Below are 26,627 nucleotides of genomic sequence, written 5' to 3'. Positions count from 1 at the left end.
CGCCTTTATTCCAAAATAAGGAATAGCTTAATCCAAACATTTCCATTTATTGAGATTTGCAGTGGCTCTACTGTGCTCGCAAGCCAGGGACATCTCCCGGCGTCGTTCAACCTGTCACGATGAGGTTCAGAGCATGAGCAACAATATTTCCGGAAAAGTAGTCATCATCACTGGCGCCAGCAGCGGTTTGGGCGAGGCCACGGCCCGCCATCTGGCAGAAAAAGGGGCGCGTGTAGTCCTGGCGGCACGCCGCAAGGAGAAACTGGATGCGCTGGTTGCAGAGCTGGTAGCCGCTGGTGGCCAAGCGGTGGCCTACCAGACCGATGTCACCTCCCAGGATGACGTCAAGGCACTGATCCAGGGCGCAATAGACACCTTCGGCCGCCTCGACGTGCTGGTCAACAACGCAGGTCTGATGGCCATCGCCCCGCTGAGCGAAGGGCGGGTGGACGAGTGGGACCGCATGATTGACATCAATATCAAAGGCTTGCTGTACGGGGTAGCAGCCGCACTGCCAGTGTTCCAGCAGCAGAACAGCGGGCATTTCATCAATATCGCCTCGGTCGCGGGCCTGAAGGTATTCAGCCCGGGTGGTACGGTCTACAGCGGTACCAAGTTTGCGGTCCGCGCCATTTCCGAGGGGCTGCGCCATGAAGTGGGTGGTCGTATTCGGACCACCACCATCGAGCCGGGCGCCGTCGACTCTGAACTCAAGTTCGGCAGTTCCCACCAGGCCAGCCGCGATTTCGTGGTCGACTTCTACCAGCAGGCCATTCCCGCCGACTCAGTGGCACGCGCTATCGCCTTCGCCATCGAGCAGCCTGCCGATGTCGACATCAACGAAATCGTGCTGCGCCCAACCGTACAGGACTTCTAAACCAAGCAAGGCGCCTGTGGGCGCCTCTGCTGGAAAACCAGCAAGCGCAGGAACACGCGCTGGTGAGCAAACGGATGTTCACCAGTATCTGCAAAGGGCACCACGTTGCGACGGCTATTCAGGTAGGTACTCGATGACGGCCCCGTCCATGCAGCGCTCAGCCCTTCTGAGTCGGTTGGACTTATAGCCCCAATTGCGAAAGCCCCGGATGGTCATCAGGGCGCCGCCCCAATGGCCAGCGGAATTTGCGTTCGGACTCTTCAATGGGCAGGTCGTTGATGCAGGCAAAGCGATGCGCCATCAGACCGTTTTCGGTGAACTCCCAGTTCTCGTTGCCGTAGGAGCGAAACCAGTTGCCCGAGTCGTCGTGCCATTCGTAGGCATAGCGCACGGCGATGCGGTTATCGGTAAACGCCCACAGCTCCTTGATCAAGCGGTACTCCAGCTCCTTGCGCCACTTACGTTCTAAAAACGCCTGCGCCTCGGCACGGCTGGTGACGAATTCGGCGCGGTTGCGCCATTGGGTGTCCAGGCTATAAGCCATGGCCACTTTGGCCGCATCGCGGCTGTTCCAGCCATCTTCGGCAAGACGGACTTTTAAGATGGCGGACTCCCGGGTAAAGGGCGGAACCGGTTGACGAATTTCAGCGGTAGACATGGCGCTGGCTCCTGCACGTGGTGAGGGATGGAATGACGGGCGGCGCTACACGTGGTGTCCGTAAGGCGGCAAATAGCCGCTTCAACACCCCCATCAGCGCCGCATTTACGTCGTGGCCCGAGTACTCAGAACCAGGCAGCAACTGCGGCAGTAAATAACTCACCTCCCAGTGCCCTGGCGTTTCACCCGATGCGTCAGGCGCGTCGTAACGGTTCACTGTTTCGCGGTTCATGTCGCAGCACCTCACTAGAGATCAAGCACCAGGGGTTGGATAGCACCGTCCAGTTCCGCCGGTACGGCGCAGCAGATCAACACGCTGTCGCCCTCTGGCAGTTGCGCCGGTGGGTTGGGGTAATGCACGTGGCCGCTGACCAGACGCGTTTTGCAGGTGCCGCACGAACCACCCCGGCAGCTGAAGTCGGGGCTCAGACCACGGCTCTCGGCCAGCTCCAGCAAGCTGCCACTGCCCGGCGTCCAGCGCGCCTCCTTCGCCGAGGACGCGAAGTAGACCGGTACTGGGGCGCTGGCGGCGGGTAACTGAATCGGCGCAGCAGACTGTTCAACCGTTAAACGTTGCAGCGTCGAAGGGCCGAATGCCTCGGCATGGATGCGCTCATCCGGGATGTTCAGCGCCCGCAGCCCGTCGTACATGGCCTGCAAAAAGCCGCCGGGGCCGCACAGGTAAAAGTCGTAATCATCCAGCGGCAGCCGTGCCTTTACCTGGGAAAAGTCGAGGCGACCGGTGATTTCAAAATCACGCCCCACAACCGCCTCGGTGCCTGGGCTACTGAGTGCACGATGGATATGCAGGTGCTCGCTATCGCGCTGTTGCAGCGCCTTGAGTTCGGCCTGGAATGACAGGTCCGCCAGGGTTCGGGCGCTTTGGAACAAATGCACATGGCGTTGCCGCTGATGATTTTGCGCGGCCAGCTCGCGGAACATCGAGAGCAAGGGCGTAATGCCCACCCCGGCAGCGATCAACACCACCGGGCGCTCGGTTTCTTCGATCAGGGTAAAGCTGCCCATGGGCGAGCGAACTTCCAGCACATCGTCCACCTGCACCTGGCTGTGCAGGTGGTGCGAAGCCGGTCCCTGGGCTTTGACGCTGATGCGCACCTGCCCGTCAGACGGCGCGCTGGAAACGCTGTACGTGCGGACCAGTGGCAGCTCAACACCTGGAATGTGCAGACGCACCGGCATGTGCTGGCCCGGAGTAAACGCCACCGCCGTGCCATCCAGCGGCTGAATATAAAACGAGCGAATGTCCTGACTTTCCTGCTGCACCTGGGTCACGCGCCACTGTTGCCACTGCCGGCGTTGCTCACTCTGGCGCAGCTTCGCGTCGGCATCCGCCCAGTTTCCGGTGGCCAGGCTGGTCGGTGCGTAGTCGTGAAAGGTCCAGCGCAAGGAGGTTGCCGCCGGGCGCAGCACAGCCTGCTCAACCTCGAAGGTCCACAAGCGCTCGGCACTTTCGAAGGCGTGGATCATCGGGCTGTCGAGGATCAGCTCGGTGCGGCCGGTGAGTTGCAGGATGTCGCCCGTGGCGAAATCGACAAACAACAGCCCCGCAACCGGATTGGCCTGCAGGTTGCCCAAGGTGTTGAAGAACAGGTTGCCGGCATAATCGGGAATCGTCAGCCGGTTGCCTTCGACTTTGACAAAGCCGGCACGGCCACCACGGTGCGAGACGTCCACAGAGCGATTGTGCGCGTCATGGTCGAAGTAGCTGGCGATAAAAAAGGTGTCCGCCGCACGGATCATCGCGGTGGCGCGGTCATTCAGTTCGGTGAAGTTCTCGCGCTCAGCCCGCTGCTGCAACGGCTCCGATGAGTGGGTATAAGAGCGTGCCTGGATGTACTTGGGGCAATTGCCGTAGGAGTGTTCGACCGCAACGGCAAGACCATCAGCAGAAACCTGCTGGATCACCCCATTGATGCGATTGCGCCGGCGCGTATGCAGCTCGATGCCCAGCAGGCCAATGGCGTGGCCGGGTTGCAAGCCGGCAGCGGCTGGGTCCTGCTCGTCAGGTTGAACGGCCAGTAGCAACTGCTGCGGATCGGGCGAGGTGACGAAGCCTTCCGGCCCCTCCAGCAGGGTCGCCCAGGGCCGTTGTTGTGCATCGACTGCACCGACAACCATAAACGGCAGTTGCTGGTAGAACTCGCGGTGCTGGTCGGGCATGTAATCGCGAATGACCTTCTGCCCAATCACTTCCATGCGTTCGGCGACGCTGTAGATGTCCTGAAGCGTTTTTTCCCCGGCATGCCAGGGCGAGCGGCGGTGTTTGGGCAGATGATCCATGCAATGCGCTCCTCAAGACGGCTGCCGGGAGACCCGGCAGCCTGCGTCGACTCAGGCGGCTTGTAGACCTGCGGCAGTGCGCTGCATCGGCACAAAACCTGGCAGTGCTTCGACCCGTTCCAGCCAGGCCCGCACATTCGGATAGGCCTGTAGCGAGACATTGCCTTCCGGGGCATGGGCGATATAGGTGTAGTTGGCGACATCGGCGATGCTGGCGGTTGCGCCAGCCAGGAACGGGCTGTTGGCCAGCTCGCTGTCCATCACCTTGAGCAGGGCATGGGAACGGGCGATCACATCCTCGGCATTCAAAGGCGCACCGAACACGGTGATCAGCCGAGCTGATGCAGGGCCGTAAGCCAACTGGCCCGCTGCCACCGACAGCCAGCGCTGAATACGCGCCGCCGCGAGGGGCTCTTCAGGCAGCCAGGCACCCTTGCCATAGGTCTTCGCCAGATAAACCAGAATGGCGTTGGAGTCGCTGAGAACGGTGCCGTTGTCATCGATCACCGGTACTTGGCCGAAGGCATTGATGGCGAGGAATTCAGGCTTCTTGTGTGCCCCATTGGCCAGGTCAACAAATACCAATTCGGTGGGCAGCTTTAACAGAGAGAGCAGCAGTTCAACGCGATGGGCGTGGCCGGACAGTGGGTGACGATAGAGTTTGATGGCTGGCTGAGACATGGTGCGGCTCCGTATGGGGTTAGGGTAGTCAGCGACGTCAAACCGGGTTGTCGACTTTTGCGCTGGTAGGTTTATGCTGCGCCTGCTCGCAGCTAAGCAGAATCACCATGCAGAGCAATGCATAATTTCGTTTTATAAAAGAATGCAACCGCACACAGGCATGTTCTCAGCGCCCTGTCAGTCTAGAAATGCCGGATGAGCCCGTAGCCTTGGCGTGGCGAAGTCGATAAAGGTGCGCACACGCGCCTCGGCCCGGCGGCCGTCGCGGTAGATCAACTGGGCGGGCAAGGCCTGGCTGGCAAAGTCGTTCAATACCGGCTCAAGCAACCCGCTCTGCAATTCATGGTGCGCTTCGTAGCTCATGCAGCGAATCAGCCCCAGCCCCAGCGTCGCGGCATGGATGGCGGCGCGTTGAGTGGTGCACGTCAGTACCGGCAAGGGTTTCACCAAGCGTATGGAGCGCTCGCCATAAAAACGCCATTCGCTTTGCTGGCCGCTGGCGGTGGTCAGTACCGTGCGATGCGCTTTGAGGTCCTCGGGCGTTTGCGGGCGCCCCCACTTGGCCAGGTAGGCGGGAGAACCGCAAACAATCGGCCGCACCCTGCCCACCGGCATGGCAAACCCGGACGAGTTAGGCAGATGGCCCACCACCAGGGCAACATCAATGTTCTCCTCAAGCAGTTTGGGCACGCCTTCGCGGGCCTGAGTGACCAACTGCACCTCAGGGAACGCCGTCAGATAATCGAGGGCGATTGGCATCAGTACCTGCTGATCCATCAGCAGCGGTAACGACAGACTCAACCGACCAGCGGGGCACGCATGCATGCCAGCGGCAGAGCGCTCGGCAACGGCGGTGTGTTCGAGAATCTGCCGACAGCTGACGGCAAACTGCTCGCCCGCGGGGCTTAGCTCGACGCCGCGCGGCCCGCGTAGCAACAGCCTGTTGTTCAGCCGTGCTTCCAGGGCGGCGATGCTGCGCATGATGGTCGCAGGCGACTGCTCAAGCTGGCGCGCGGCCGCGGCCAGGCTGCCGGCTTGCACCACGGCGGCGAATACCTGCATCTGCCGATAGCGGCTCATGGCTTAAGCACCTTCGCCCCTTTGCAGCGCTGGGTCTTGTAGAAAGCGGCTGGCACAGAAATCGACAAAGGTGCGCACCTTGGCGGGTACTCGGCCGCCGCCTTGATAGAGCACATGCACTGGCAGTGCCGAAGCCTCAAAGGACTCCAGAATGATCTCCAGCTCACCCTTGGCGACCAGCTCGGCCACCTGATACGACAACACCCGCGTCAGGCCCCAACCCAGCCGTGCAGCATTGATCGCCGCCTGGTTGGAACTCACCAACAGGCGCGGTTTGGGATGCAGGGTAAGAGCGCTGGTGCCCAGGTTGAACTGCCAGTCGGTGAGCAGGCTGCTGGCCGAGGACATCACGATGGGCGCAGCCATGACCTCCTTGGGTTCTTGTGGCCGGCCAAAGCGTTCGAGAAAAGCCGGTGCAGCGCAGATGACTGGGCGAATATGACCAACCTTGATGGCCTGCAAGCCAGTTTCCGGTAACTGGCCGATGCGGATGGCGACGTCCACGCCCTCCTCCACCATATTCACCAGACGATCCACCAGCAGCGCATTGATCGTCACCTGTGGATGCGCCGACAGGTACTCGGTAATCAGCGGAATCAGGTACAGCTCACCGAACATCACCGGAGCCGTCACGGTCAGGTTGCCCCGTGCACGAATGCTGCTGCCAGTGGCCAACTCTTCGGCCTCCTCCAGCTCCAGCAGGATACGCTTGCAGTCCTCCACATAACGCCGCCCCGCTTCGGTCAGGCGCAGGCTTCGCGTGCTGCGCGCCAGCAACAGCGTGCCCAAGCGCTTCTCCAAACCGGCAATCACCCGGGTCACGCTGGGTGGTGACATCCCCACCAGTCTGGCACCGCCGGCAAAGCTCTCTGCTTCCGCAACGGCCAGCAGTACCTTCATCTCCTGAAACCTGTCCACACTCACCGCCCAACGTCGAGACTGACCTAAAAGAATGGCCTAACAGACCCTAGCGTAGTGTTTGCGCGCAGCCTACTGCTGAAAATCCTTGCAGTGGCTGCGAGCACATTCGGGAGAGGTTAAGCCCTTAATTTTTCAGGTCATAGGCCATGAGCATGAAACTGCACTCCCGCTCACTGCGCATCGACACTGCGCACCGCTTCGAGAATCACCTTGGCCACTTCGCCAGGCTGTGACTGCTGCGGCACATGGCTGGTGCCCAGTTCGGTCAGGGTGGCGCCGATACGCTTGGCACTGGAGCGCTGAACGTCGGGGTGAATCATGCGGTCCTCAGAGGCGAGCAGGTACCAGGACGGCTTGGTCTTCCAGGCAGCGACCGTGGTGCGATCATCGAAGGCCGATGCCTTGATCGGGCCTTGCGTTGCGCTCATCACCGCGGTCTGTGCCGCCGGCAGATCCTGGGCGAAGTCCTTGGCCATGCCTTCTGGCGTCAGGTAGAGGAAGCCGTTGCTGTCCGCCTTGATCTGGCTGATGCCAGGCGGCGTAGGCGCGCCCTTGCCCTGTTCACCACTGATCTGCCCGGCATCGGGGGCGAAGGCCGCAACGTACACCAGGGCGCTGACTTTCTCATGGGCGCCGGCTTCACTGATCACCGTACCGCCCCAGGAGTGGCCGACCAGCACCACGTTGCCTGGCTGGTTGTTCAGCACGCGCTGGGTGGCAGCAACGTCGTCGGCCAGCGAGGTCAGTGGGTTTTGCACCACCGTCACGGCCACCCCTTCAGCCTGCAGATACGGCACTACCTTGGCCCAGTCCGAGCCGTCGGCGAAGGCGCCGTGTACGATGACCACCGAAGGCGTTGCCTCGGCAGCCTGGCTGACACTTACCATAAGGGTGCTGGTCAGGGCGAAGGCGGCGGTGACGAGTTGCGACTTGAATGTTTTCATGGGCTGAACTCCTGTGTTGGGAGTTCAAATTCTGCTGACGGGTCTGCTTAGCGGGTATCGGTCATTTATCCGACCCTGGGGCTTTTCTTCATGGATAGCGCGTTGCAATTCGACATCTCATTGAGCGGCGCGCTGGGGGCTATCTCCCAGGCCGGCGACCTCAGCATGGGCCAGCCCCTTGGCCACTCCCAACGTGTTGCCCGCCTGGCGCAGATGCTGGCGCGCGCCATGCACGGAGACGGCGAGCACCTGATGACGGCGCAGCAGGTCGCCTTGCTGCGCTGGTCCGGCTGCACCGCCAACGCCGATGGCTTCGCCCATTTGCTGGGCAATGATGTCGATGGCCGCCGCGCGATGCTCGACCAGACCCTGGGCGCCGAACAGATGAACGCCGTGCATCAAGCCGCACCGCTCGCCGTGGTGCATTGCGAGGTGTCTGGCCAGATCGCGAAAACCCTCGAACTCGGCGCAGCGGTCGAAGCCGGCTTGTGCCGGATATTTGAAACCTATGACGGAACCGGCCGCCCTTTCGGCGTGAGCCACGAGCACATCCCGGACGTGGCCTACCAGGTGGTGCTGGCCGGCGACCTGGACATCCTCAGCCGCGCCCATGGCCTGGATGCGGCGCTGAGTTGGATCAGCGAACAATCCGACCGCCGCTACCCCGCCGCCCTCGCCACGCTGCTGGTGCGCAATGCCAAGGCATGGTTAGTGGAACTGGAAACACCTGCCGAGGCGCAGGACGACACCCGGCTCGAACGCCTCGTGTCACTGACGCTGGTGGGTGACGTGATCGATCTGAAGTTGCCCTGGCTGGCAGGTTACTCCCGGCAGGTGGCGCTGATTGCCGTTGAGGCCGCACGCTTGTGGGGGCTACCAGAGCCCGACCAGACGGAGATTGGCAAAGCCGCGCTGATCCATGGACTGGGGCGGGCAGCCGTCTCCAATCAGCTGTGGAACACTGCCGGGCCGCTACCCTACGGCGCCACAGAACGTATTCACCTCGTCCCCTACTGGACGCATAAGGCATCACGACAAATCACTGAGCTGGCGGTACCTGGCGAGATTGCCGCCCATGCCTACGAACGACTCGACGGCAGCGGCTACTTTCGCGGTGCGTCGGCCGATGCCCAGTGCGCCGCGTATCGTCTACTCGCCAGCGCAGTCGCCTGGGTGGCGTTAAGGAGCGCCAGGCCTTGGCGGCCCGCCCATAGCGAAGCAGAGGCGGCGCGGCTGCTCAAACAGGACGCCAGCCGTGGCTTGTTCGACGCTGACATCTGCGCAGCGGTGATCGCTGCCGCACGCGGCGAACGCCGCTTGCCGCAGCCAAAGAACGCGCTGCTCACCCCCCGCGAGTGTTCCATTCTGCTGGAAATCAGCCGTGGCGCCAGCAACAAGGAAGTGGCGCGGCGGCTGGAGATCAGCCCGAGCACCGTGCGCACCCACATGGAAAGCATCTTCCGCAAACTAGGTTGCTCCACCCGCGCGGCCGCCACCTTGAAGGGGCTGACCCTGGGCTTGATCGCCTGATAGCAGGCGCTTGTGGACAGTCGGTGCATTAACCCAGCTGGTCTTTGCTCGGCAGATTACCGCGTGCCAGGGCGGTGAAGGCCTTGAGCGCGGCGGAGGGGTTGCGCCGGTTCGGGTAGTACAGGCACAGGTTGTCACGGGGCGGCGTCCACTCTTCCAGCACCCGCTCGAACTGTCCGGCGTCGAGTTCAGCCTGCACGTCCTGCTGCATAAAAAAGCCCAGACCCACGCCCTCCTGCACCACCGCCTTGGCAACACTCGGCTCGTCCAGGGTGAGTTGGCCTGTCACATCAAGCCGGGTTACTTCGCCCGCCCGTTCAAAATGCCAGGGGTAGATCGCCCCATTCGGCAGACGGATGCGCATGCACTGATGCGTGAGCAAGTCCGCCGGGCTACGCGGCCGACCGTACTGGGCGAAGTAGGCGGGCGAGCCGACTACGGCATAACGCTGCGGCTGGCCGAGCGGAATCACGATCATATCGCTGGGCACAAGATTCGCAGAACGCACGCCGAGATCGAAACCGTCCGCGACGATATCCACCAGGCGGCCTTCGGTCACCAGGTCGATATGCACCTTCGGGTAACGCTGCAGAAACGCCAACACCAGCGGCAGCAACGCGGCGCGGGCAGCACTGGCAAACGCATTGATGCGCAACACACCCGATGGCCCGGCACTGTGCGAGCGCACCGCTTCGAGCGCCGCACGCACTTCCTGCAGAGCCGGGCCGACTTGCTCCAGGTACATCGCCCCCGCCTCGGTCAGCGACACGCTGCGGGTGGTGCGATTGAACAGCCGCGTTTCGAGGCTCGCCTCCAGCTTGGCAATGGTGTTGCTCAATGCCGTGGTCGAAACATCCAGATCGATGGCTGCCTGTCGAAACGACGCACGGCGCGCCACGGCCAGTACAGCTTCAAGCTCATTGAGACCAAGGCGCGAATCTGCCATGTAACTGTCCTGATATTCGGGATAGGTCGTTAACTTCTGTCCCAGTTGAGCAAACTATCAAACGAGCGGCAAGATCACAGTCGTAAACCCCAACCCACTGTGAGAGGAGATCAGGCCATGAACCTGCAACTGCCTGACGCCGTACAGACCTACTTTGCTGTCAGCAATGGCGGCGACATCTCGCGCCTTGCTGCCTGCTTCTACACAGACGCCAGCGTGACCGACGAAAATCGCACGCACCAGGGCATTGCCGCCATCGCAGCCTGGCAACAGCAGGCCCGCCAGGCCTTCACCTACAGCGTCGAGCCGCTGACGGCGACGCAGAATGACGATTCGCTAAGCGTCACGGCGCGGCTGGTCGGTAACTTCCCCGGCAGCCCGCTGCAGCTGAATCATCTGTTCCTGCTGCAGGACGGCCAGATTCGCTCGCTGGAGATCGCGCCATGAACCTCGATCTGAGCGGTAAGCGAGTACTGATCACCGGCGGGACCAAAGGCGTCGGCCGCGCGGTCGTCGAGCTGTTCCTTGCCGAGGGCGCCAAGGTGCTGACCTCGGCTCGACAGGCAACCAGCGATCTGCCGGCTGAACTGTTCGTGCAGGCCGACCTCGCGACCCCGGAAGGCTGCGCAACACTGGTAGCCGCAGCCCAGCAACGGCTAGGGGATGTGGACATCATCGTCCACGTCCTAGGTGGCTCATCGGCCCCCAGCGGCGGCTTTGCGGTATTGGACGACGCGCAGTGGCAACGCGAACTCGACCTGAACCTGCTACCAGCCGTGCGCCTGGATCGCGCCCTGCTCCCGGCGATGCTGCAGCGCCAGAGCGGCGTGATCATCCATGTGACCTCGATTCAGAACCGCCTGCCCTTGCCCGAAGCCACTACGGCTTACGCAGCGGCCAAGGCGGCGCTGTCGACCTACAGCAAAAGCCTGTCGAAAGAAGTCTCGCCACAAGGCGTGCGTGTGGTGCGGGTGTCGCCTGGCTGGATCGAGACCGAAGCCTCGGTGGCCTTGGCCGAGCGGCTGGCGCAGGAAGCCGGTACCGATTACGAGGGAGGGAAACGCATCATCATGGATGCACTCGGTGGTATTCCACTCGGCCGCCCTGCCAAGCCGTCAGAGGTTGCTGACCTGATTGCCTTCCTGGCATCGCCTCGCGCGGCATCCATCACGGGGAGCGAGTTTGTAATTGATGGCGGAACCGTGCCAACCGCCTAGCACTGCATGCTGATCGCCGGAGCCCGACTTACGCCAGCAGCTCAGTAATCCACTGCGTCTGCTGGGCGATTTTCTGCACCTTCTCTTCCGGCACCGCCTGCCGCGCCTGAGCGAAGTCGGCCAGGGTCTGCTGCTTTAGACGCAGCATGCGTTGCCACTTGGCCAGGAACGCCGGGCTGCGCGTCTGCATCTGCAGCGGGCCAAAGTACAGCTCCTCGGCGCTGTAGCTCACCGGGCCAGAACGTTCGGCAACGATAATTTCGTAGGCAAAGCGATTCTCCCGCAGCACCTCCTCGCAAAGGATGCGGTAGCCATTGTCCATCAGCCATTGGCGCAGCGGCTGCTCACCGCCGTTGGGCTGCAGGATCAAACGCTCCTGGCCACTCAGGCGCGCCTTGCCGCTGTCGAGGATGTCGCGAATCCGCTCGCCGCCCATCCCGCAGATACTGATTGCCGTGATTGCGTCGCTCGCCTCAATCGCCGCCAAACCATCGGCCAGACGCACGCTGATACGTTGGCTCAGCTCGCTTTCACGCACGCTGCGTTCAGCCGCGTGGAACGGCGTCAACGCCACTTCCCCCGCCACTGCAGCCTCGATGGCCCCACGGCGCATCAACGCCACCGGCAGATAGGCGTGGTCCGAGCCAATATCAGCCAACCGCGCCCCTGCCGGCACATGCGCCGCCACACGCTCCAGGCGCATAGACAATATCTGCTCGTTCAACTCCAGCCCCTTCTCAGCCTCGACGTCCGGCCATTAAGCCGAATCGGGGCGCGATTCTGTCGAGCCACGCCGTGCATGGCAAATCGCGGTGACAAGCGATGTGGATAGCCCGGGGATTGGCGTTCGTGGTGTATCGGGCGCAAACCTATGTAGCGGGCAGTTTTGGACCGATTTAGAGAGTCGAAAATAAAACCGTCTTCTTTCCATAGCCGCGTTCTTGATGATCCGCTCATCGTAGGGTGCGGAATCTTGCACCTGCCCAGTTATGACAGCACCACGTAATAGCGTGTCAGCTACATTACTCTGCAAGATACGGTTGATTTCTGATCATTGAGGTGAATTAAGCCCCTACCAGTTGTGTCCCATTCGACCGATCCAAAGCATCTAGGCCCTCGGATACCCCGCAGCCTCACGTAGTTGAAATCAGCACTATCAGCCGATCACGTATAACAATTTGCTGCATGTTCAGTCCTTTTTAACTGCAAAGCTATGACTTGCGCGACGGCACCCACATTGGATAAGGTCGGGGGATGTGAAATCAAATGGCCAGCACGGCTTTTCTGCAAGGCCATGAATCAATCGGAACTTTAACCTACAGTAGAAAATATCAGAAAAATTATTAAATAATGGTTTCTATATGTAGACGATCAAGATAAAAATCAAACACCCCACCGATAAAAACCACGAACATACAGCAAGGTGTACTATGGAAATAATACTTCACATATCGGACCTACACCTCTCGACGAACATAAAACACGGACTAAATTATGAAAAATGTAAAGAGATGGCATTACAAATCGGGAACGATGCTAAATCCGTATTAGCCGAAACAGGAAAATCAGTCGACTCAATAATCTTTACTGGAGACTTAGTTTTTAGCGGAAAAGAGGACGAATATAGTAAACTCGACGAATACTTTATAAGACCCTTACTAGAATCTTTTAATATTGACAAGAAAGATTTATACATCTGCCCAGGAAATCACGACTCAGACAGAAATTTAATATCGAGATTCGAAAGAAAGTATAGAGAAACCTCTAGCATAGAAGAAAAAAACAAACTCGCCACAGACATAATTAAAGGAGCGGAAAACTGGAACAGAATTCAATCATTTAACAATTACAAAAAATTTATCGACAAAGACAAGAAAAACATCATATCAAGCACCCCACTATATTCGACATACAAAGCAGGCGACAATCTTTATATACTTTCATTAAGCTCAGCCTGGTTAGCGCAAGACGATGACGACAAAGAGAATTTATACATTACGGAGTCGCAGCTGAAGGAAGCAATAAAAAGCACACCCACACAAGCCCAAAGAATTTTATTAGTTCATCACCCGCTCGACTGGATAAACTTAGAGGATGCAAATCCAGTTTCCGCTCTGATCGAGAAAAAAATAGATGCCTTATTATTTGGCCACATGCATCACTTCGACCAAAGCATTGAGACTAAATTCTCAGAAGATATCACTCTAAGATTACAGGCGGGCACACTTGATACACAGGAAAAAAATACAGGCTATTCCATAATACAACTTCACAACAAGAACAATATAAAATATGGAAAAGCAACATATAGGAAATACTCATCAGACTCGAAGAACTTTGGCCCATGGATCGATAGAGGGAAGCATGGAGAATTCGACTTCTCCATTGATGGGAATATAACTTTCGACTCTGAAAAATTCGCTCTATTATCGGCAAAAATACTCGAGAAAGCAGACAAAGAAATTTTAATAAACACCGGCATAAATGAACAAAAACAAAAATCTGTTAGGGAGCTTTTTGTCCAACCAAATTTCGGACAACCTGAATGCCTAAAACTTTTCCCCGAAATATCCCACATTAAAAACATTGAACAACTTAAAAACTTTCAAGGCGTAGCGATTATTTGCGGAGGAAGTAAGCAGGGGAAATCATTTACACTCCAATACATTTACACTAAAAAACTTGAAAAACAATCTAAGCGTGACTTTTGTGAAATCTGCTTTCACCTAGATGCAAAATCTCGTGACCTCTCCTCAAAGAACAAGATAATTCAATCTTTAATTCAGGAATACATAGACCAAGACCTTTCCACATCTTTCGAAAAAAAGATAAAGCAGAGTGTGTTGGACGGCCATGCATCAATATTCATAGACAACTTCTGCGATTCAAATATAAACAATCAGAAAGCGATACTGGAATTCATTGAAGACAACCCCAGCTGCCGATATCTGATAAGCATTTCATCCGCAAATGAAATTGAAGCAATAAATTCTTTTGCAGAAATAAAAGAAATATCGATAGGCGCAGCTTCAATAGGGGGGCTTAAGCGAAACAATATACGAGAGATAGTTTCAAAATGGGCCCCATCAATCGCATTTGACACCGAGGACAAAATATATAGCGACGTGATGCGTGTCGCAAAAAACTCACAACTCCCGCACAATCACTTCATTTACTCAATGCTCTTAGCAATTTATGAAAACAAAAGAGAACTGAAAGGAATAATCAACGAATCAGACGTAATAGAAAACTTTATTGAGATATTATTGCGAAAGCATTTCATCCAAGCATCGCCACAACAACCACAATACAAAGAACTGCTGCACTTTCTTGGATATACAAGCCAAGAAATGATCATAAAAAACACTGACGCACTCGAAGCAAATTCACTACTAAAAATAGCGCTAGAATTTAATGAAAAAACCTTATTCACTTACCAAGTAGAATTTTATATTGAACCATTAACATCCAGCGGCATACTTATTAAAACCGGAAACACTTACCAATTCTCACAAGTATGTTTTTTTGACTTCGCCGCCTCTTATTACATGTCACACTCAGATGAATTTAAGTCATACATACTGAGCAACGAAAATTACCTCAAACTCGACAAGGTAGTCGAGTACTACGCATCCAAGAACCCTTCTACAACAGAAGTTCTAGAATTTATAAAGAAAAAAACCCATGAAGCACTATCGGTAGCGCACGAGACAATAATCTCTGAGCACCGAATTGACATATACAACCTCGACCTAAACGAAATTAACAACATTTCCTTTCTAGATATCGCATCTACATCTGAAGAATTCGAAGAAAAAATCCATGAAATAAAATCAGACAAATCTAAAAACGACGAATTAATGGACGAGATTAGCCCATTAGAATCAAACAACAACTCATCTCAACCAAAAAAATCTCAGAACTCCGGAAAAGATATAACAAACGTACTCAAAGAGAACCTTTCACTTTACTCCAGAGTATTTAGAAGCACCGAACTTACGATGAATCCAGAAGAAACTCTTGGATTCTTCGACGACATAACAACCTGTTACATACTACTAACAAAGTCTATATTGTCACGACTGGACGAGGACTTAATCATCCCTTTAATCCTCCCTAAAATAGAAGAGGAATTTTTTGCCAGCGGCGTAACAAGAGAAGAAAAGGAAGAGTTCATCCTACACTTTAGAACTTTTTTGTCGATTGTAAAAGGAGTCATCCCGAATCACGTACAACAACTAATGAGCGATTCACTTTCAAGCAGAAAGCCAAGACTCCATAACATTATAAATAAAACACTTGACCGCACGAATGACGAAATAAAAGCATCACTTCTAACTTACCTGCTCATTGACATTGAGCATGGAGATCTTAGAACCCACATCAAACGACTAATTCAAAACAAAGGAAGCTTCTCCAAAAAAGCAACCTTCTTCAAACTAATGCAACTACTATTCAACAGGCATGATCTACCGGAAGAAACAAGAAAGTTTATATCAAAGTCAGCACTACAACTTATCAGCAACAACAAAGAAAATCTTGGGGAAAGACTACAGCATTTCACACGGACTATAGAAAGTGCGATTCAACAATAACAAACATAAATAAAAATGCAGGATCGCAAGCCATCATTCCTCTATAAAAATAAGCATGCTGCTAAGCTTCGATACATCAAGACTAAAGCCTCGCGCCCTAAAAATCACACCCCGTCTCGGGATGTCGATTTTTAGGGCAGTTTGCGCACGGGACATTTCTGATTGGAGCATCTTAGTCTCGTCAAAAAATTACAAATAGATATATAAGTCCACCCATTCAACACTCACAATTGCAGAGGCTTCGACATGGCACCACTATGCGGCCCTCGTCCCCCTGCTCCGCCTCGCCCCCGCAATAAGCAGTTGGCGTGCGAACCGAACCGTGTAGAATCCCGCGCCCCAAAAATGCAGGAGACAACACGTTGGCTATTCACTACACCGCGTCCGCGGAAAATGTCGCATGTGGACGCACCGGCTCGAACCTGAGCAGCACCCAGGATGTCACTCAGGTTTCATGCAAGCTGTGCCTGCGCAGCGTTGAAAAAGGCACTGCTGAGCCTGTCCGTAAAACCCCAAGTCTTGCTGAGCTTAGAGCCGCCGCAAAAGCGGCAAAGGCCGCTGCCGCAGCGGCTGAGCTGGTAAAGCCAACCGCCACCCTGAAACCTCGCGCCGAATGGCAGCAACGCCTGGAGCAACTGCCGGGTAGAAACCGCATCCCGCGCGGGATGGCTCGGCAGGTATTTGTCTAAGCACCCCTGACCTCGGCCTATCGCCAACGGCCGCGTTGGCTCGCCGCCAACCAGGCGCCCCGCCTAACCCAGGTATGCGTTAGAGTCGCGCGGCGCTATTGCGTCAAGGCCACAGCAACCGCCTTGGCGGCATCCTCAATCGCGCGCTCATCGTAGGGCGCAAAACCCAGCACCAGCCCCGGTTCGCGGGGCTGTACGCAGTAGCGCGCCAGCGGCAGGGTGTCGATGCCGGCGGCCTGCAGGCGGGCGAAGGCAGCCGACTCGTTGTCCAGCTGCAGGTTGCAGGTGATATCCAGCCCGGCACGAATCTCCGGCACATCAATCAACCCCTGCCAATGCCGCTGCGCCGACTCGGCGAAGGCCTCGGCGCGTGCGGCGTAGATTTTGCGCATGCGCCGTACATGGCGGTCGAAATGCCCTTCATGGATAAAGTCGGCCAGTACCGCTTGCGACAGGCTGTTGGCGTGGCGGGACATCAGCGCGGCGGCGCGGGTGAAACTCTCCAGCAGGTGCGCCGGCAACACCAGGTAGGCCAGACGGATGGAGGGAAACAGCAGCTTGCTGAAGGTGCCAGCGAGGATCACCGACTGCTCTGCCGCCGGCATCGAGCGCAGCGCGGGAATCGGTTTGGCGATAAAGCGGTATTCGCTGTCGTAGTCGTCCTCGAAGATGTAGCTGCCGTGCTGCGCCGCCCACTGCAACAGGGCCAGGCGCCGCGCTGGGGACAACTCACTGCCCAGCGGCGCCTGCCGTGACGGCGTGACATAAGCCAGCCGGGCATCGGCGGCCAGACGCACGCCCTCCTCCACTTGCATGCCGAAGGCGTCGACCGGCACATCCACGCGCTGCACGCCCGATACATCGATCAGCTGACGTGCGCCGGGGTAGCCGGGGTCTTCCATCCATACCTTGGAGTTGCCCGGTGCCAACAGGCGCAGGCACAGGTCGAGCCCCTGCTGCACGCTGTTGAGCACCAGGATGCGTTCGGCCGGCACCTGCACACCACGGGCGATGGCCAGGTAGCCGGCGATGGCTTCACGCAGCGCCGGCAAGCCGCCGGGGTCCGAATCGAGCAGGATGGACAGCCGCGAGGCGCGCAACTGCTGGATATGCAGCTTGCGCCACAGGTCGACGGGGAACGCCTGAACATCGCCCCGATGCGGGAAGAACGGCCGCAACCCCGGCGTCACCGAGCGCCGCGCAAATATTGGGGTGATCGCTTCAAGGCGTTCGACCCACGGCGTGGCTGGCGGCGTGCGCGGCGCCTCTTGCGTGGCCACGACCTTGCGCCGCACGTAGCCGGCGTTCAGCGTGGCGTCCGGCAGCACCTGGCAAACCCGCGTGCCGCTGCCGGTCTGCGCCTCCAGATAGCCCTCGGACAATAACTGCTGATAGGCCGCCTGGGCGGTGCCCCGCGCCAGCTTGTAGTGCTCGGCCAGCGCGCGCGTGCTGGGCAGCTTGCTGCCCGCCGGCAGGCGGCCGCCGAGAATGGCGCCGCGCAGCGCCTCATACAACCAGCGCTGCAGGCTGACGCCCGGTTCGGGCGTGCCCAATGGCAGGAAGACCACCTGCGGGGGCGATTTTTCGGCGGGCATGGCCGCTCCAAAGTGGACCAATGAATTCAGGCAAGAATGGATCAATACCCTGATCCAAGCTAGAGGCAGAATCACTCCCGTCGTCAGCCAACAGCCTTTCTCTTCACTACGGGAACCTACCAATATGAAACAGCAAATCCTGATCATCGGTGCCGGCTTTGCCGGCATGTGGAGTGCACTCAGCGCCGTGCGCCTGCTTGATCAACAGCAGCGCCTGGACATCGATGTCACCCTGCTTGCGCCCCAGGCGGAACTGCGCGTGCGTCCACGTTTTTATGAACCCGACCTGGCTAGCACCGTCGCCCCGCTCGGCCCGCTGTTCGAGGCCGTGGGTGTGCGCTTCGTCCAGGGCAGTGCCACGCAGATTGATGCCGCGAGCAAGCGCGTCAGCTACCGCGACGCGTCGGGTGCCGAGGCTGCACTGAACTATGACCGCCTGATCCTCGCGTCCGGCAGCCAGGTGGCACGCCCGCCGCTGGAAGGTATCGAACGCTTTACCTTCGATGTCGACAGCCTGGAGTCGGCGCAGAAACTCGAAGCCCACCTGCAAAGCCTGGCGCAGCAGCCAGAGAGCGCAGCACGCAACACCGTGGTGGTAGTCGGCGGCGGCTTTACCGGTATCGAAACCGCCACCGAAATGCCGGCACGCCTGCGCGCCATCCTCGGTGAGCAGACCGACATCCGCGTGATCGTGGTGGATATGGCCAAGCAGGTTGGCGCGGCCATGGGCGAGGCAATTGCCGGGATCGTCGCCGAAGCCAGCGACAGCCTGGGCGTCACCTGGCGGCTCGGCAGCCCGGTATCCAAAGTCGATGAGCACGGCGTACAACTGGGTAATGGCGAACGCATTGCCGCCAGTACGGTGATCTTTGCCGTGGGCGTGAAAGCCTCACCACTGACCCAGCAGATCAACGGCGAACGCGACGCACATGGCCGCCTACACGTGGACCGCAACCTCAAGGTGCTCGGCCAGGATGCCATCTACGCCACCGGCGACACCGCCTATGCCGCCGTGGATGACCATGGCAACCACGCCCTGATGACCTGCCAGCACGCCATTGCCCTGGGCCGCTCGGCCGGCAACAACGCCGCCGCCGATCTGCTCGGTGTCGCGCCGATTGCCTACAGCCAGCACAAGTACGTTACCTGCCTGGATCTGGGTGCCTGGGGCGCGGTGTTTACCGAAGGCTGGGAGCGCAAGGTGCTGCTGACCGGCCAGGAAGGCAAGGCGCTGAAAACCCAGATCAACACCCAGTGGATCTACCCACCGGCAGCGGACCGGGCAGTTGCCCTGGCCGCAGCCGACCCGCTGATCCCGGTGGTGGCGTAACGCCTGGCAGCACGCCGAGCAACCCAGCCTGGCGCGTTGCTTCAGGCAACAACAACGGGATTACCCAGCGGTAATCCCGTTTTTCTGATGGGCGCGATTATTGACTGGCGCCAAGGTGCTTCTGCGCCTCACGCAACGTCAGCGCGGAGAATTGCTCAGCGTTGTCCCGTAGAAAGCGACTCACTGCCTGCGGACTCCAGCGGGCGTAGTCGCGTAACGCCCAGCCGATCGCTTTGCGGATAAACACATTCTTCTCGCCGGCCAGGTGTTGCGCATAGGTAAACAGGCGCTCGGCGTCGGTATCCAGTCGCCAGCCGAGTTGATGGAGCATGGCGGCACGACGAACCCACAGGTCGGCGTCAGCAATCCACTGGTCCATCGTTGCCTGCGCGGCCTCTGTTGTTGCCCGCTCCGCGCGGACAATCGCGCCGATAACCGCACTGAGCCCATCGACGGTTTCCCACCAGGCATCACGCTGCAGAAGCTGACGAATCGCCGGTAAATCTGCGCTGCGCAAAAGCCGGCGCTGCTGCCTGAGCAGGTCAATCGCGGTGTAGCGGTACTCACGCTCTGGCTGGCACCACAACAGCTGTGCAGCGGCCAGCACCTCGGCGCTGCAATCCCAACGCAGCTTGCCCAGCCGTTTGACGGCCGCTCTGCGCACAGGCGCAGGCAAGCCGAGAAAGGCGAACTGATCCAGCAGGTAGGCGCGCATCTTCACCGCGCTGGCGGCATTGGCCAGCGGCCGCAGTGCCTGCTCGATGGCAGCCAGATAAAGGTCGGGGCTGGTCATGCACTCAGTCCGGAAAGCGCTCGATATGCGCCTCGCCGTTGCGGCCGTAGTAGCTCACATGGCGGCCCTGCAACCAGACCATATAGCCGATGCAACCAGCGGTTTGCGAACGGCGCTTGAACTCCGGGTAGAGCAGTTCGCCCTGCTGCGCTGCGCGGATCGCGGCCTGGATATCCGGGGCGGAAAACACCCGGGCAATCCCCGCCTGCGGTGCAGCCATATCCAGGCTGTAGGTTTGCCCATTGGGCAGGTAGTAGGTGGTGCGGCAGGCGCGGTAATCCACCCAGTAAGACTCCACGCCGGCGCCGAGCAAGGCCTCCACAACCTGACCAAAATGGATACTGCCCTCGTTCGAACGGTTGAAGGTGATCTGGATAATGGATTCAATCGAGTGATTCATGACGGCTCCAGCAGGCTAATGGCTAGTTGATCGGGACTTGTGTGAGGTTCTGGCGCAACACAATGTCCTGCATCAGGGACATCATCTCTGCACGCTGAGCGTCGCTCAGGTGACCAAAGAACAGCTGGTCATTCTCATCCGCCAACGCCGCCAGTTTGGGCACCAGGCTATTGCCGGCGACGGTCAGCAACAGGCGCTGCTCCCTGGCGCGGTCTTCGGCCAGCGGGCGTTCGGCCAGGCCTTTACCCTGCAGCTTGGTGACAACCTTGGAGGCGGCCCCTTTGGTCATGCCCAGAGCAGTAATCAACTCGGCATGGGTGGTGTGCGCACGCTCATACAAGGTGCGCAGGGCAACCCATTCGGACAGGGTGATGTCGTGCTGCTCTAGCTGCTTCTCAAAGCGAGCAGAGACCTGGTTGGAAACAAAACGCAGCCAGAAGCCAAGGTGGGCATCCAGCGGGCTGACAGTCAGTGGGGGCGACTTCTTCATATTGGTTTCTCTGGAAACAAACTGACAAGAGTTTGTTTCCAGGGAAACCTGATGTCAAGCGAGATAAACATTCAATCAGGGTGTGACTGACGCATGCAGCATCACGGCTATGGCTCGTATCCACAGGGGAAGCACAGCGCTTAGGGTTTTATATAGCGCTGCACAATCCGCGCATAACGGCCATCCTCCACCAGCTCACGCAGCGCATCGGCATAGGCCTGGGCAAAATCAGGCGCGATTGAGCGCTTGCTGAAAGCAATCTCTGCAGCGTCACTGGACACCACTACGGCCGTGGGCTTGATCCGCTCGCTGAGGCCCAGCTGCTGGATTTCGTAGACGCCGGTGTTTTCGTTGGCAATCACCCCATCGATACGGCCCTTGCCGACCATGCGCCAGAGGTTGTTGCGATTGGCCACCTGCACCACCCGCGCGGCAAAAGCAGGGTCACCCATCAGTTGTTCGTAGTCTGCGCCATAGGCCACGTTGATCTGTGCGCCCAGACGAAATTCACTGTGCTGCAACTCCAGCAGCTGGGTGATGGGCCAGCGCTGCAGTGCTGGGGCATGCATAAACAGAATATTGCGCGAGGGTGGCAGCACCGGGCCGGAAAAATGCGCATAGACCTCGCGCTCTGGCCGGCGGAAGGCGCCAGGCAAAATATCCAGGCGGCCCATCTCCAGCTCCTTGAGCGCCCGCGCCCAGGGCAGTTTGCGCAGTTTGATCTGGCAGCCCAAACGCGCCAGCGCCGCACGGTTGATTTCAACGTCGATGCCCACCACCGCGCCATCCGCCGTCTGCATGCTGAACGGCGGGTCATCGTCCCAGCGCAGGGTTTTCTCACAGGCAGCTGCCGCCAGCCCCGACCAACAGGCCAGCAGCAACAGAACAAGCGATAAGCGGAGAGGCAGTAAGGGCGAGCGGCGGATATCGACTGCAATCAAGATCATCACTCACGCGGGCTCGATGGGATGTCCGCTGAGTCTAGCAGTACCACCCCGTGATCAAGTAAGCCGGCGAGCCGCCAATAGGGCGCAACTCGCTTAGGCCTCGACGCTACTCCACTGTTTGCTCAGGCGCTTGTCGGAGACCGGCAGTTTGGTGCCCAGTTGCTGGGCAAACAGCGACACGCGGTATTCCTCCAGCAGCCAGCGGTACAGCACAAGCTGTGGGTCGCGTTTGCCTTCCTGACTGTGTTTGCCCAGGCGCGCCTGGTATTGCTCCCAGTAACCCGCCAGCTCGCCGCTCCACACGCGGTCGCGCTGCACCTGGCCGGCGATCTTGTCCAGGCGTTGCTCGATGGCCTTCAAATATCTGGGGATTTCCTTGAGCCACTGCGCCGGGGTTTCACGGACAAAACCGGGATAGACCAGGTTGCTTAGCTGCAGCTTGATGTCGTTAAGCGCCATGGCCTGGGCCAGGTCGATTTTGCCTTTGAAGCGCTTCTGCAGGCCGTGCCAGAGTTTGAGAATCTCCAGGGTCAGCTTGGCCAGGCGTTCGGCATGACTGGTCCAGTCGCCGCGCTTGCGCTCGGCCAGGGCCGCCAGACCGGCACCGTCGCGCGGTAGCGGCTCGCTGCCTTCGAGGATGCAACTGTCGAGGCTGGCCAGCAGAATATCTTCAACCAGCGCATCGACTCGGCCCATGTCGCGGTACAGCAGCGCCAGCTCGGTCAGCCCTGGCAACTTGCCGCGCAGAAACTTCGCCTGCTCGCTCAGTTGCTGCAACAGCAAGCGCTGCAAGGCACGGCGATGCTGAAACTCGGCTTCGGCCAGGGTCGGGAAGCGCCCTTCCTTGACCACACCCGCTTCTTCCACCAGCGCCGGGTAAACAGTCATGGACAGGCCAGCGACCTGTTGCTGGGTCTTCGCCGCCACTTCACTAAAGGCCTTGGCCTCCACCGGCTGCTGGCTCTTGGCGGTTTTCGGCAGGGCCAACCCGGCTTGAGTGGCCTCGCTGAAACGCGCGGTCAGCTCGGCCAGGTCGCGACCTTCACCGAGGGGCTTGCCCTGGTTGTCGACCACTTCGATATTCATGCGCAAATGGCCTTCAAGCTGTGCGGCGGACTCGGCCCACGCCTCGTCGCTGACCCGCGTGCCGGTCATGCGCGTCAGCTCGCGACCCAGGGCCTCGGGCAGGCTGCCGTCGGCAAAGCTGATCTTGCCCAGGGCAGCGCCAACAAAATCCGGTACCGGCACAAAGTTCTTGCGCAGCGCCTTGGGCAGGCCGCGTACCAGGGCCATGCACTTGGCTTCCAGCAGCCCCGGCACCAACCATTCCAGGCGCTCGGGCGGCAGTTGCGGCAACAGCGGCGCCGGCACGCGCAGGGTGACGCCGTCGCGCGGGTGGTTGGGCTCAAAGTGATACGACAGCGGCAGGGTCAGTTCGCCCAGGCGCAGGGTGTCCGGGTACTGGGCGGCAGTGACTTCGGAGGCCGAGCGGGCGAGCACATCTTCTTCGCGCATCAGCAACAGCTGCGGATTCTTCGCGCTTTCCGTCTTGTACCAGCTGTCGAAGGTAGCGCTCTGGTAGATAGTCGCCGGCAGGCGCGCCTCGTAGTAGGCGAACAGGGTTTCCTCGTCGGCGAGGATGTCACGACGGCGGGCCTTGGCTTCCAGCTCGTCGAGCTTTTCCAGCAACTGGCGGTTGGCCGTCAGGCACTTGGCGCGCGAGTTGATCTCGCCACCCACCAGGCCCTCGCGGATAAACAACTCGCGCGAGGCCACGGGATCAACCGGGCCGAAATGCACCGCGCGGCGGCCGACCACGATCAGGCCGTACAGGCTGATCTGTTCATAGGCCACCACCTGACCGCGTTTCTTCTCCCAGTGCGGTTCCAGGTGGTTTTTCTTGATCAGGTGGCTGGCCAGCGGTTCGATCCAGTCCGGTTCGATCTTGGCCACCATGCGCGCAAACAGCTTGGTGGTTTCCACCAGTTCAGCAGTCATCAGCCAAACCGGTTTCTTGCGCCCTATAACCGAGGACGGATGCACCCAGAAGCGCCGTTGACGGGCGCCGAGGTAGTCGCCGTCTTCGGTCTTCTGGCCGATCTGGCTAAGCAGCCCAGCGAGAATCGCCTTGTGCACGGCGGCGTAGCCTTTGGCGCGCTGGGCGGCTTGGTCTTTTTCGGCCAGCTCCTTTTCTTTCTGCACAGCGGAGAGCTGTAGTGCGGCATTGCGGCGATCCTGAGTAGCCGGCGTCTGCTCGTTAGCACGCGGTGCGTTTTTACCGGCATCACTCGCCGGTTTGCCGAGCTGCAAATCACGGGTAATCAGCACCAACTGGCGATGCGCGTCGCGCCACTCGCGCAACCTTAGATAGTTGAGGAAGTTCTTCCGGCACCAGCTGCGCAATGCGCTGGAACCCAACGCCTGGCGCTGTTCTTCAAAGCCGCGCCACAGGTTGATCAGCGCGGCGAAGTCGGAATCCACATCCTTCCACTGCGCATGGGCCTGGTCAGCAGCCTGCTGGCGGTCGGACGGTCGCTCGCGCACATCCTGCACCGACAAGGCGCTGGCGATAATCAGGATTTCGTCCAGGCTGCCCTGCTTGGCCCCTTCGAGCACCATCCGGCCCAGGCGTGGATCCACCGGCAGGCGCGCCAACTGACGGCCCAGCGGCGTCAGCTGAGCCTCGCGGTTAACCGCCGAAAGCTCTTGCAGCAGGTTAAAGCCGTCGCTGATGGCTTTGCCATCCGGCGGCTCAATAAACGGGAAGGCGTCGATCTCACCGAGGCGCAGATGGAGCATCTGCAGAATCACCGCTGCCAGGTTGGTACGCAGGATTTCCGGGTCGGTAAAGGCCGGGCGGCCGTTGAAGTCTTCCTCGCTGTACAGGCGGATGCAGATGCCTGGCTCGACCCGCCCGCAGCGGCCCTTACGCTGGTTGGCGCTGGCCTGGCTGATGGCCTCAATCGGCAAACGCTGCACTTTGGCGCGGTAGCTGTAGCGGCTGATGCGCGCCGTACCGCTGTCGATCACATAACGGATGCCCGGCACAGTCAGCGAGGTTTCCGCGACGTTGGTGGCGAGCACTATTTTGCGCGCGCCCATGGGTGCAAAAATCTTCTGCTGCTCGGCCGGGGTCAGCCGCGCATACAGCGGCAGCACTTCGGTCAGGCGCAGGTTGGCCTTGCGCAGCACCTCGGCGGCGTCGCGAATCTCGCGCTCACCGGGCAGGAACACCAGAATGTCGCCAGGGCGCTTGCCTTCGGCTTTCTCGAACGCGCTGATTTCATCCAGGGCAGCGAGAATCGCCTGATCGACCGACAGGTCTTCTTCGACGCGGTTGCCGTCTTCGTCCTGCTCGGCGGCCAGCGGCCGATACCAGGTCTCCACCGGGAAGGTACGCCCGGACACCTCGACAATCGGCGCGCCGCCAAAATGCTCAGAGAAGCGCTGCAGGTCGATGGTCGCCGAGGTGATGATCAGCTTCAGGTCAGGGCGTCGCACCAGCAGGGTTTTCAGAAAGCCCAGCAGAAAGTCGATGTTCAGGCTGCGTTCGTGGGCTTCGTCGACGATGATGGTGTCGTACTTTTCCAGGTAACGGTCGTGCTGGGTTTCGGCCAGCAGGATGCCGTCGGTCATCAGCTTGATCAGGCTGCGCTCGTTGCTCTGGTCCTCGAAACGCACCTGATAGCCGACCAGCTCGCCCAGCGGCGTGCCAATTTCTTCCGCTACTCGGGTGGCCACGCTGCGCGCGGCCAAGCGGCGCGGTTGGGTGTGGCCGATCAGCCCGTGCACACCACGGCCCAGTTCCAGGCAGATCTTCGGCAGCTGAGTGGTCTTGCCCGAACCGGTTTCGCCGGCGATTACCACCACCTGGTGCTGGCTGATGGCGGCCTTGATCTCGTCGCGTTTGGCGGCAATCGGCAGCGCATCGTCGTAACGCATGGTCGGCACGCTACGCCTGCGCGCCTCAACCTTGGCCCGGGATGCCTCGAAACGCTGCAACCACTGGGCCAGCTTGGCTTCGTCCACCGGCGTCTGCTTGCGCAGCTCATGCAACTGGCGGCGCAGGCGATGACGGTCGCCCAGCAGGGTCTGGTCGAGGTTTTTCAGCAGTTGGTCAACGGCGGGCATGGCGGCGGTCATCGGGTAATCGCGGGATGGGGTCAAGGGGAAGAGCAGGAAGGCGGCGATTGTCGCATTTTTGCCTGGGGGAAAACGACCGAAGGGCAGAAAGCAAAAAGCCCATCGGCGATGGGCTTTTCTACTGAGGCAGTGGGCTTAAACGGCGGACACGTCGTCAGCCTGCAAGCCCTTCTGCCCCTGGGTCACGGCAAACTCGACCTTCTGCCCTTCGAGCAGGGTGCGATGGCCTTCGCCACGGATCGCCCGGAAATGCACGAACACGTCCGCGCCGCTCTCGCGCTGAATAAAGCCATAACCCTTGGAATCATTGAACCACTTGACGGTGCCTGTCTCGCGCTCAGCCATTACCTGTATCTCCAGCGTGCAGTTTTTATTGTGTGGCGCGGCCTGCAGGCGAATACCCGGCCATCACCGAAGGCCGAGTATAAAACAGCGTTTATGACTGAAAAGCACTTTTTGCAGAAAGGCTGCAGGCCATACAGGACAAGCT

Annotated in this window: 22 protein-coding genes; 7 read left to right on the top strand and 15 right to left on the bottom strand. The window is 59.1% G+C overall.

Translation table 11 applies throughout. The features are described from left to right. Nucleotides 1-133 precede the first annotated feature (133 nt). On the top strand, nt 134-877 hold the full coding sequence (locus RHP75_RS06040; RefSeq protein WP_311090929.1) for an SDR family oxidoreductase: 744 nt from the start codon (nt 134-136) through the stop codon (nt 875-877). A gap of 181 nt (nt 878-1,058) precedes the next feature. On the opposite strand, the gene RHP75_RS06035 is transcribed toward RHP75_RS06040, so the two are convergent. The 6 genes from RHP75_RS06035 to RHP75_RS06010 form a co-directional block, all read right to left on the bottom strand. Beyond that, the gene (locus RHP75_RS06035; RefSeq protein ID WP_311090928.1) at nt 1,059-1,535 is read right to left on the bottom strand and encodes a nuclear transport factor 2 family protein; all 477 of its coding nucleotides are present in this window, start codon (nt 1,533-1,535) and stop codon (nt 1,059-1,061) included. A 246-nt stretch (nt 1,536-1,781) separates the two neighbouring features. Beyond that, nucleotides 1,782-3,836, bottom strand: coding sequence for a pyridoxamine 5'-phosphate oxidase family protein (locus RHP75_RS06030; RefSeq protein ID WP_311090927.1), 2,055 nt, complete (start codon nt 3,834-3,836; stop codon nt 1,782-1,784). Between the two features lie 51 nt (nt 3,837-3,887). Next, complete coding sequence (locus tag RHP75_RS06025; protein WP_311090926.1) at nt 3,888-4,517, bottom strand: glutathione S-transferase; 630 nt, start codon at nt 4,515-4,517, stop codon at nt 3,888-3,890. 177 nt (nt 4,518-4,694) lie between these two features. Further along, entirely contained in the window at nt 4,695-5,597 is a 903-nt protein-coding gene (locus RHP75_RS06020) for a LysR family transcriptional regulator (RefSeq protein ID WP_311090924.1), read from the bottom strand. A gap of 3 nt (nt 5,598-5,600) precedes the next feature. Then, a complete protein-coding gene (locus tag RHP75_RS06015; RefSeq protein ID WP_311090922.1) occupies nt 5,601-6,497 on the bottom strand; it encodes a LysR family transcriptional regulator in 897 nt (298 codons plus the stop codon). Nucleotides 6,498-6,688: 191 nt separating this feature from the next. Next, nucleotides 6,689-7,462, bottom strand: a complete 774-nt coding sequence (locus RHP75_RS06010; RefSeq protein WP_311090921.1) for an alpha/beta hydrolase — start codon at nt 7,460-7,462, stop codon at nt 6,689-6,691. A 90-nt stretch (nt 7,463-7,552) separates the two neighbouring features. On the opposite strand from RHP75_RS06010, the gene RHP75_RS06005 reads away from it, so the two are divergent. Further along, nucleotides 7,553-8,992, top strand: coding sequence for an HD domain-containing phosphohydrolase (locus RHP75_RS06005; RefSeq protein ID WP_311090920.1), 1,440 nt, complete (start codon nt 7,553-7,555; stop codon nt 8,990-8,992). A gap of 28 nt (nt 8,993-9,020) precedes the next feature. On the opposite strand, the gene RHP75_RS06000 is transcribed toward RHP75_RS06005, so the two are convergent. Further along, complete coding sequence (locus tag RHP75_RS06000; RefSeq protein WP_311090919.1) at nt 9,021-9,938, bottom strand: LysR family transcriptional regulator; 918 nt, start codon at nt 9,936-9,938, stop codon at nt 9,021-9,023. Between the two features lie 117 nt (nt 9,939-10,055). On the opposite strand from RHP75_RS06000, the gene RHP75_RS05995 reads away from it, so the two are divergent. Both RHP75_RS05995 and RHP75_RS05990 read left to right on the top strand, forming a co-directional pair. Beyond that, a complete protein-coding gene (locus RHP75_RS05995; RefSeq protein ID WP_311090918.1) occupies nt 10,056-10,385 on the top strand; it encodes a nuclear transport factor 2 family protein in 330 nt (109 codons plus the stop codon). Further along, on the top strand, nt 10,382-11,155 hold the full coding sequence (locus RHP75_RS05990; protein WP_311090917.1) for an SDR family oxidoreductase: 774 nt from the start codon (nt 10,382-10,384) through the stop codon (nt 11,153-11,155). Before RHP75_RS05995 ends, RHP75_RS05990 begins: the two co-directional genes overlap by 4 nt. A gap of 28 nt (nt 11,156-11,183) precedes the next feature. On the opposite strand, the gene RHP75_RS05985 is transcribed toward RHP75_RS05990, so the two are convergent. Continuing rightward, nucleotides 11,184-11,879: a tRNA (adenine(22)-N(1))-methyltransferase TrmK gene (locus RHP75_RS05985; RefSeq protein WP_311090916.1), complete on the bottom strand. Its 696-nt coding sequence runs from the start codon at nt 11,877-11,879 to the stop codon at nt 11,184-11,186. A 706-nt stretch (nt 11,880-12,585) separates the two neighbouring features. Between RHP75_RS05985 and RHP75_RS05980 the strand changes: the two genes are divergently transcribed. Next, nucleotides 12,586-15,750, top strand: coding sequence for a metallophosphoesterase (locus RHP75_RS05980; protein ID WP_311090915.1), 3,165 nt, complete (start codon nt 12,586-12,588; stop codon nt 15,748-15,750). A gap of 362 nt (nt 15,751-16,112) precedes the next feature. Continuing rightward, complete coding sequence (locus RHP75_RS05975) at nt 16,113-16,439, top strand: hypothetical protein (protein WP_160013485.1); 327 nt, start codon at nt 16,113-16,115, stop codon at nt 16,437-16,439. Between the two features lie 95 nt (nt 16,440-16,534). Here RHP75_RS05975 and RHP75_RS05970 read toward each other — a convergent pair whose 3' ends face one another. Then, nucleotides 16,535-18,034: a PLP-dependent aminotransferase family protein gene (locus RHP75_RS05970; protein ID WP_311090914.1), complete on the bottom strand. Its 1,500-nt coding sequence runs from the start codon at nt 18,032-18,034 to the stop codon at nt 16,535-16,537. Nucleotides 18,035-18,158: 124 nt separating this feature from the next. Between RHP75_RS05970 and RHP75_RS05965 the strand changes: the two genes are divergently transcribed. After that, complete coding sequence (locus RHP75_RS05965; RefSeq protein ID WP_311090913.1) at nt 18,159-19,364, top strand: FAD-dependent oxidoreductase; 1,206 nt, start codon at nt 18,159-18,161, stop codon at nt 19,362-19,364. 97 nt (nt 19,365-19,461) lie between these two features. Here the strand turns inward: RHP75_RS05965 and RHP75_RS05960 are convergent, their stop codons facing one another. The 6 genes from RHP75_RS05960 to RHP75_RS05935 form a co-directional block, all read right to left on the bottom strand. Next, nucleotides 19,462-20,157 (bottom strand): DNA alkylation repair protein, encoded by a 696-nt coding sequence (locus RHP75_RS05960; protein ID WP_311090912.1) that lies wholly within the window; start codon nt 20,155-20,157, stop codon nt 19,462-19,464. Nucleotides 20,158-20,161: 4 nt separating this feature from the next. Continuing rightward, complete coding sequence (locus RHP75_RS05955) at nt 20,162-20,557, bottom strand: DUF1398 family protein (protein WP_311090911.1); 396 nt, start codon at nt 20,555-20,557, stop codon at nt 20,162-20,164. A 22-nt stretch (nt 20,558-20,579) separates the two neighbouring features. Further along, nucleotides 20,580-21,047, bottom strand: a complete 468-nt coding sequence (locus RHP75_RS05950; protein WP_311090910.1) for a MarR family transcriptional regulator — start codon at nt 21,045-21,047, stop codon at nt 20,580-20,582. A gap of 140 nt (nt 21,048-21,187) precedes the next feature. Further along, nucleotides 21,188-21,994, bottom strand: coding sequence for a transporter substrate-binding domain-containing protein (locus RHP75_RS05945; protein WP_311090909.1), 807 nt, complete (start codon nt 21,992-21,994; stop codon nt 21,188-21,190). A 93-nt stretch (nt 21,995-22,087) separates the two neighbouring features. Next, entirely contained in the window at nt 22,088-26,137 is a 4,050-nt protein-coding gene (gene hrpA / locus RHP75_RS05940; RefSeq protein ID WP_311091875.1) for an ATP-dependent RNA helicase HrpA, read from the bottom strand. A 135-nt stretch (nt 26,138-26,272) separates the two neighbouring features. Further along, nucleotides 26,273-26,482, bottom strand: coding sequence for a cold-shock protein (locus RHP75_RS05935; RefSeq protein ID WP_090251540.1), 210 nt, complete (start codon nt 26,480-26,482; stop codon nt 26,273-26,275). Between the last annotated feature and the right edge of the window lie 145 nt (nt 26,483-26,627).

The organism is Pseudomonas sp. SG20056 (genome assembly GCF_031764535.1).
Lineage (GTDB): Bacteria > Pseudomonadota > Gammaproteobacteria > Pseudomonadales > Pseudomonadaceae > Aquipseudomonas.
This window is presented reverse-complemented; position numbering and strand designations above follow the sequence as displayed.